8 protein-coding genes are annotated in these 6723 nt (G+C 59.0%); 3 read left to right on the top strand and 5 right to left on the bottom strand.

Features of this window, described 5'->3' with window-relative positions; translation table 11 throughout:
- The 5 genes from ASE04_RS30580 to ASE04_RS06900 form a co-directional block, all read right to left on the bottom strand.
- A partial coding sequence (locus ASE04_RS30580; protein ID WP_156408718.1) for an ACT domain-containing protein occupies nucleotides 1-117 on the bottom strand: 117 nt, incomplete at its 3' end.
- 31 nt (nucleotides 118-148) lie between these two features.
- Nucleotides 149-964 (bottom strand): 3-methyl-2-oxobutanoate hydroxymethyltransferase, encoded by an 816-nt coding sequence (locus ASE04_RS06915; protein ID WP_056814071.1) that lies wholly within the window; start codon nucleotides 962-964, stop codon nucleotides 149-151.
- Nucleotides 965-990: 26 nt separating this feature from the next.
- Nucleotides 991-2217 carry an NAD(P)/FAD-dependent oxidoreductase gene (locus ASE04_RS06910; protein ID WP_056814069.1) on the bottom strand — a complete coding sequence of 409 codons (1227 nt, stop codon included), beginning with the start codon at nucleotides 2215-2217 and terminating at the stop codon, nucleotides 991-993.
- Nucleotides 2218-2226: 9 nt separating this feature from the next.
- Entirely contained in the window at nucleotides 2227-2541 is a 315-nt protein-coding gene (locus ASE04_RS06905) for a MocE family 2Fe-2S type ferredoxin (protein ID WP_056814067.1), read from the bottom strand.
- Nucleotides 2542-2565: 24 nt separating this feature from the next.
- Entirely contained in the window at nucleotides 2566-3651 is a 1086-nt protein-coding gene (locus tag ASE04_RS06900) for a fatty acid desaturase family protein (RefSeq protein ID WP_443216849.1), read from the bottom strand.
- 143 nt (nucleotides 3652-3794) lie between these two features.
- Here ASE04_RS06900 and ASE04_RS06895 point away from each other — a divergent pair, with 143 nt between their 5' ends.
- The 3 genes from ASE04_RS06895 (at nucleotide 3795) to ASE04_RS06890 (ending at nucleotide 6420) form a co-directional block, all read left to right on the top strand.
- On the top strand, nucleotides 3795-4829 hold the full coding sequence (locus tag ASE04_RS06895; RefSeq protein ID WP_056814063.1) for a LacI family DNA-binding transcriptional regulator: 1035 nt from the start codon (nucleotides 3795-3797) through the stop codon (nucleotides 4827-4829).
- 384 nt (nucleotides 4830-5213) lie between these two features.
- Entirely contained in the window at nucleotides 5214-5357 is a 144-nt protein-coding gene (locus tag ASE04_RS29860; RefSeq protein WP_082597276.1) for a DUF1127 domain-containing protein, read from the top strand.
- 334 nt (nucleotides 5358-5691) lie between these two features.
- A complete protein-coding gene (locus ASE04_RS06890; protein ID WP_056814060.1) occupies nucleotides 5692-6420 on the top strand; it encodes a hypothetical protein in 729 nt (242 codons plus the stop codon).
- The last annotated feature ends 303 nt before the right edge of the window (nucleotides 6421-6723 follow it).

Below are 6723 nucleotides of genomic sequence, written 5' to 3'. Positions count from 1 at the left end.
ATCGTCGAACTGCGAGGAATCGGTGATGTTGCAGCCCTGGTCGGCCAGATAGTTCGAAATCGCCGCAACAATCCCGCGCGTCGATGGGCAGGTTACCGTTAGAACGTATTTATTCATGGTGTGGGGCTCCCTCCCCTGACGTCTCAAGCTAGGCATTTCGCTTGTTGTCCAGACCATCGAGGAATTTTGCAAGTTCCTGTTCGTCGATCGCGACGGTATGGCGTGCCTCCGGATAGGCGCCGGTCCTGACGTCGTCTGCAAATTCCGCGAACGCGGCCGTCCGCTCGCGCTGGATGCGGTCGAACTCGGCGGCGAGATCGCGATAGACCTTCGCGTGTCGCGGATAATGACCGCGATTCATGCCAAGCACGTCATCGGCAAAAAGATACTGCGCATCGCAACCGGCGCCGGCACCCATCGAAAGCAACAGCATGGAGGTTCGCGCCGAGATTGCGGTTGCCACCTCTGCCGGAACCACTTCGATTTCGGCGCTGAACGCCCCCGCCGCCTCAAGATCCTTGACCTGTCGCAGGACATAGTCAGCCGTCTCCGCGGTCTTCCCGACGGCCTTGAAGCCGCCGGTCCAAGTCGCATGGGATGGAATGAGCCCGGTGTGTCCGCAGACTGGAATATACTCCTCGCGCAAGCGCCTGATCGTCGGCAGGCCAGCGGCGCAGTAGATTGCGTCTGCGGACGCCGCGCGCAGCTTCACGGCCGAGCGCAAGATTTCGTCGGTCGTCGCACCGATCTGTCCATACTCGCCGCCAGGGATGGTGAAGCGGCCGGGTGCGGCGTCGCGAAACCGAGGGTCGTAGATCAGCTCAAACGGGACCGAGATGAGATCGATCCCGGCGGCCTCCGCGGCTTCGGCTTCTTCAAGGGTCGTAACGCGTAGCATGCTGAGCTGACGTTTCCCCTTCATGGCAAGGAGATCGGCCACGGTGGGCCGGTTCGGCTTCTTCATATTCGAATCCTCAGAATGCTAGGCAGCTACGCTGCCAGGAGAGACTTGAGCTTGACATCAGGCGCAACCAGCGCAGCAGGATCCGGGCAGGCCCGGGCGGCGATCAGCATTTCCGCAAGCCGGATATCGCGAGCGACGGAATTGCCGGGGCCGACACCGCTCGCCGCAAGCAATCTGCCGTCTGCGTCGAGATGAAAGACGATGAACGACCCCTCGCCGATCTCCCGGCGCAGATGCGTTACCGCGCCTTCGGCAAGGCCGGCGATCTGAAGCGTCAGATCGTATTGATCCGACCAGAACCACGGCACGGACGAGATCGGCCGGCCGATGCCCATCATGCTTGCTGCCGCGAGAGTGCCTTGCTCCTGCGCGTTGCGCCAGGATTCCAAGCGAATCCTCCGGCCGCCGTAAAGCCCCAGAGGAAACGAGCAGCAGTCCCCCGCCGCATAGACATCGGCCGCCGATGTCTGCAGATATTGGTCGACGGCAATGCCATTTTCGATGGCGAGGCCCGAGCGTTCCGCGAGTTCGGTGTTGGGCGAAGCACCGATGCCAACCAAGACTAGGTCCGCGTATAAGGTCTCCCCGGTCGCGAGTTCGACCGTGACGCCCGTATCGCTCTCCTCGACCCTGGCGATTGCGACGCCGCATCTGAGGGCAACACCTTCCAACGTGTGCCGCGCAGAAATGACCTCCGCGATCTCCTGCGGCACGCCCCGCTTCAGCACCCGCTCCAGACCCTCGACAAGCGTCGCCTGAGCCCCGAGCGATCTGGCTGTTGCCGCGACCTCCAGGCCGATAAACCCACCGCCGATAATCAGGACCTGCTTGCCCGGCTCGAGATAGCGGCGGATCGCGACTGCGTCGTGGTGCGTCCGGAGAGACATGATATGACGGCTTTGAACAGGCAACCCGGGCAAGCGGCGGGCGCTGGCACCCGTCGCGATCAGCAGCTTGTCATATGCAATCTCCTGTCCGCTCGACAAGGAGACCGACTTCCTTTCAAGATCGATGGCGAGCGCATCCACGCCGGTCAGCAGTTCGATGCCTGACTGCTCGTATTTTTCCTTCGGAGCAACGAATTTCGGTTCCTGCATTTCCGATAGGCTGGACTTCGAGAGCGGCGGGCGTTCGTATGGCGCGAACGGTTCCGTGCCAACAAGCGTCACCTTGCCCTGGAAGCCTTTTTCCCGAAGCGCGAATGCGGCGCGGGCGCCGCATTCGCCGGCTCCGATAATGACGAAGTGAGACATGGCGCCCTCCTACACCGCGATAAAAACGGCGCCGCCTTCGACTTTGACAGGATAGGTTTTCAGGTCGACGCAGACGGGTGCACCCTTGGCCTCACCGGTCTTGTAGCTGAAGCGCCCGTTGTGCTTCGGACATTCGATGATGTCGTCCATCACAAGGCCGTCGGCCAGATGGATGCGCTCATGCGTGCACAGACCATCGGTCGCGAAGAATTGGTCATCCGGGCTGCGATAGACCGCAAAGGTCTTGCCATCGTGATCAAACCGAATGACGTCCTCTTCGTCGATATCATCGGTTGCACAGACTTCGATCCAGTTTCCGCTCATGTTTTCCTCCCGAGCTAGATCTGATTATTGTGCTGCAGGCGCCAGTTCGGCGTGAAGCTCTTCGCGATAGGGTCTCGCCGTTGCCGGCAGTTCGCGCTTGAGAAAGTGGTCCTCGTAACGAAGCTGGCGCAGGAAGGCCGGTATCATTTCCCTGTATCCCGACCACATCGAAGGATTGGGCGCCGGCAGATCATGCTTGATCATTGCGTGCAGCCTCGGCAGAGCGTGATACGGCACCATCGGGAACATGTGATGTTCGACATGATAGTTCATGTTCCAATAGATGAAGCGGCTGACCGGGTTCATGTAGACCGTGCGGCTGTTCAGCCGGTGATCGATCACGTTGTCAGCCAGTCCGCCATGCTGCAGCAGCCCGGTGAGAACATGATGCCAGGCACCATAGATTCTGGGCAGTCCAATCAGCATGAACGGCAAGAAAGAGCCGAGAACATAGGCGAGGATGGCCGTTGCGACGTAGATGGCAAGCCATATGCGGGCGACGACAATGACCTTCCCTTGCTCCATTTCAGGCACGAATGTCTTTTCAGCAGCGCTGAGCACACCGAACGCGTTCCGGAACATATCGATCAGGGCGTGATAGACATCGAGAAAGCCGAAGAAATTCAGGACCAGGCGTAGCAGGTCCGGCGGACGCATGACCGCGATCTCCGGGTCACGGCCGACAATGACGGTATCCGTGTGGTGGCGCGTGTGGCTCCAGCGCCAGGTAACCGGATTGCGCATGATCATGAAGCAAGCGATCTGGTAGACCGCATCGTTCATCCAGCGAGTCTTGAAGGCCGTCCCATGGCCGCACTCATGCCAACGGCTGTCCGAGGCTGAGCCGTAGAGGACGCCATATGCGAGGAAGAAGGGCACACAGATCCACGAGCCCCAGAAATAGGCACCCAGGCCGCCGAAAAGTACCATGCTGCCCAGCCAGATGATTGTGTCCTTGATCGCAGGCGCATCCGAGCGCTGCATCAATGCCTTCATCTCCTTGCGCGACACATCGGTGTGATACCAATCCGCAGCCGCAAGACCCGTCTCCACCGCTCTGCGACCACTCTCGCCAAGCAGGCTGTAGTCACGCTTTGCTGTGCTAGCCACCACCATTGTCTCCTCCCCGACCTAACTGGTCATGCGAGGAGATTAAGTTGACTTTGCCGGAGCCACAATGCAGCCTTGATGGATTGTATCAAATCCTATCATTCGGCACGTGTCGAAATGATGTAATTCTTGCAAAGGCGACCATGGCACGGCGACCAACAATTCGCGATCTGGCGGACGTTTCGGGAGTGAGCTTGGCAACCGTCGATCGCGTGCTGAATGGCCGCCATGCAGTTAGGGAGGAGACGGCCCGGCGTGTTTACGAGGCCGCGGAATCGCTTGGATATCATGCGGTTTCATTGCTCAAGCAGCGGGTGTTTCAGGATCGCCCAAGCTGCCGCCTTGGGTTTCTGCTGCAGCGCCCCAACCAATCCTTTTATCAGTCACTCTCCAAGGAGATCGAGGCGGCCTCGGCAGGAAACGCCGAGGCGAAAATCATCCCACAGATAGAATTTGCGACATCTGCGACCCCCGCCGCGATTGTGGAGAAATTGTACACTCTCGCAAATCGCAACCAGGCGATCGCGATGGTCGGCCCCGATTACCCAGTTGTCGCTACTGCCGTGGAAGAACTTCGCGAGCGAGGAATTCCGGTATTTTCAATACTGTCGGACCTCGCCGGAGGCGTGCGGCGTGGTTACATCGGCCTGAACAACAGCAAGGTCGGCCGAACGGCGGCCTGGTTCATCTCGCGAACCGCCAACCGCCGCGGCGGCAAGGTCGCCTGCTTCGTCGGTAGCCACCGATACCACGGCCACGAGCTTCGCGAGATCGGCTTTCGATCCTTTTTTCGCGAGAATGCGCCGCAATTCGAGCTCGTCGAAACCGTTATCAATCTGGAGACGGTCGAGATCACCCATGAGGCAACGATCAATCTGCTGAAGGAACACCCCGATCTGGTTGGTTTTTACGTCTCCGGTGGCGGCATGGAAGGAGCCATCACAGCCCTTCGCGAAGAGGGCACGGCTGGAAAGCTGGCGATCGTTGTCAACGAACTCACGCCGGAGTCCCGCGCAGCCCTGACCGACGATATCGTGACCATGGTCGTCGGGACGCCGATCGGACCGCTCTGCACCGAACTGGTCGAGCTCATGGTCACTTCGGTTCGCGAGCCTACGGAGCAGATTTCCAGCCAGACATTCCTGCCGTTCAACATCCATGTCTCGGAGAGCGTCTAAGATCGTCTGGGGGCGGAAAGCCTCTCCCATCCCGAGCGGCAACAATAATCACGCCAAACCGTACCAGAACGACGATTTCTGGTCTGTTCGCGACACTGCAGCTGACGTAAAAGGCACGCACCCCATCACATTTCCCCGGTGGGGCCAAACTCGAGCCTCGGATTTGCCGAGGCTTTTTTCTTTTCAGGGCCCGGAAAACGATCATTGAGGTAGACGCTGCTATGTCGGCGGGAAGCCGAAAGCGATATGCGCCGATAGCATAGCTGGGATCATGTCTTGGCGCTACAAACTCCCGAGGTCTCAGCTTATATCAGCGTCATCGAAAGGAACGAAGCGCCAAGGACTGGCAGCTGACTTTCGAAAACCCGAGGAAAGGGGATTATCATGAACGTAGCACGCTCTTTCAACAATTGGCGCAAGTACCGTCAGACGGTCTCTGAGCTTGGCCGCATGAGCAACCGCGAACTCAACGACCTCGGTATTGCCCGTGGCGATATCGAATACATCGCAAGAGCCACAGCTCGCTAATCTTGCTGCCTTAATCAGGATTTTCAGCGCTCGTCATCCCTGGCGGGCGTTTGTTTTTGTGCCTAGCTCGGCATCCGCTGCCGGCGAGAGCGGCGAAACGCGCGATTGCCACGCTAAATTCAATCATAGCGGATCATTTCGGCACAGAATTACTGAAAATAATTAACCTATACGCGTATTCTGCGGGAACATTAGATCTTGCCGATGTGTTCCTTGTGCAGTTGGTCGGCGGTCGACAAATCGACTCTCGGTAACGCCTGGCGATCAAAGGAGTGCGCGCCCTCCGTCGTTACATCGGAACATTGGGTTCCGGCGACAAGCTATGGAGGATCAAATGAGATACGAAACGGCAGCCGCTGCGGTAGCGCTTGGTTGCATGGCACTGATATTGCCTGCACCGGCAAATGCGCTCGATATCGGCGGACAGAATGGCATCAGCGTCGGAAGCAACAGTAGCGGTGGCCTCGGTGTGTCTGTTGGCGGAGCAAGCGGCGTAAACGCCAACGTCGGCGGAACGTCAAACGGCGGGCTCGGCGTCAATGCTTCGGTCGGCGGCTCCAGCGGCATCAACAGCAACACGACAGTCGGCGGCAGCAGCAACTCCGGCGGTCTGAATGTAAACACCACGGCAAGCATCGGCGGCTCCAGCGGTGTGAACGCCGACGTGGATGCGAATGTCGGAGGAAGCAGCCTCGCAACAGCAAACGCGAACGCAACCATAGGCGGATCGAACGGCGTGAACGCTGACGTCGACGCCGATGTCGGCGGCTCGCGATTGGCAACGGCGGGGGTCAATGTCGGAACCGGTGGAAACACCCTCCTGAATCTGATGCTCGGAATCCCCGCCACCACGGCCGCGACCGGTACCGGACCGGGCTCGGGCAGTTCCGGCGGATCGGACAATGGTGCCACGATCGGCAACCCGAGAACAATCGCCGCGATCAACGACATGACCGACGAGGACCGCGCGAAGGCCAAGGTGAAATGCAAGGACGTCTTGCGCTCGGGCGGCTATGAAGCAAGCTTGACCAAGCTCTGCAAGATGGTCGTCGCCTCGCGCTGAAAGCAACGATGACGGATGCATAGGGCTGGTCATTGCTGCCCTATGCCGCCCTCCCCTCTTGGTGCGGTCTTAGCTGTAAGCTGACCGAACACTATGCAAGAATTTCCCATTTCCATCGACATTTCAGTTGCCATCGTCAAGCGATGCGCAGCTTTTGAGGGCTTTTTCAGATCGCCCAACTCCCCAAAAGCGCCAGCGTCCGAGCGTTAGCTAGAACCGTTGCGAAAGCTACGCTGGACATCCTGTTGCAAGCCGGTGAAAAAATACGCTGCCTGACCCAAGGATTTCGAAGCGAGGAACGTC

The organism is Rhizobium sp. Root708 (genome assembly GCF_001429725.1).
Lineage (GTDB): Bacteria > Pseudomonadota > Alphaproteobacteria > Rhizobiales > Rhizobiaceae > Rhizobium.
The sequence above is the reverse complement of the archived record's forward strand: the minus strand, read 5'-3'. Positions and strand labels throughout refer to the sequence as shown.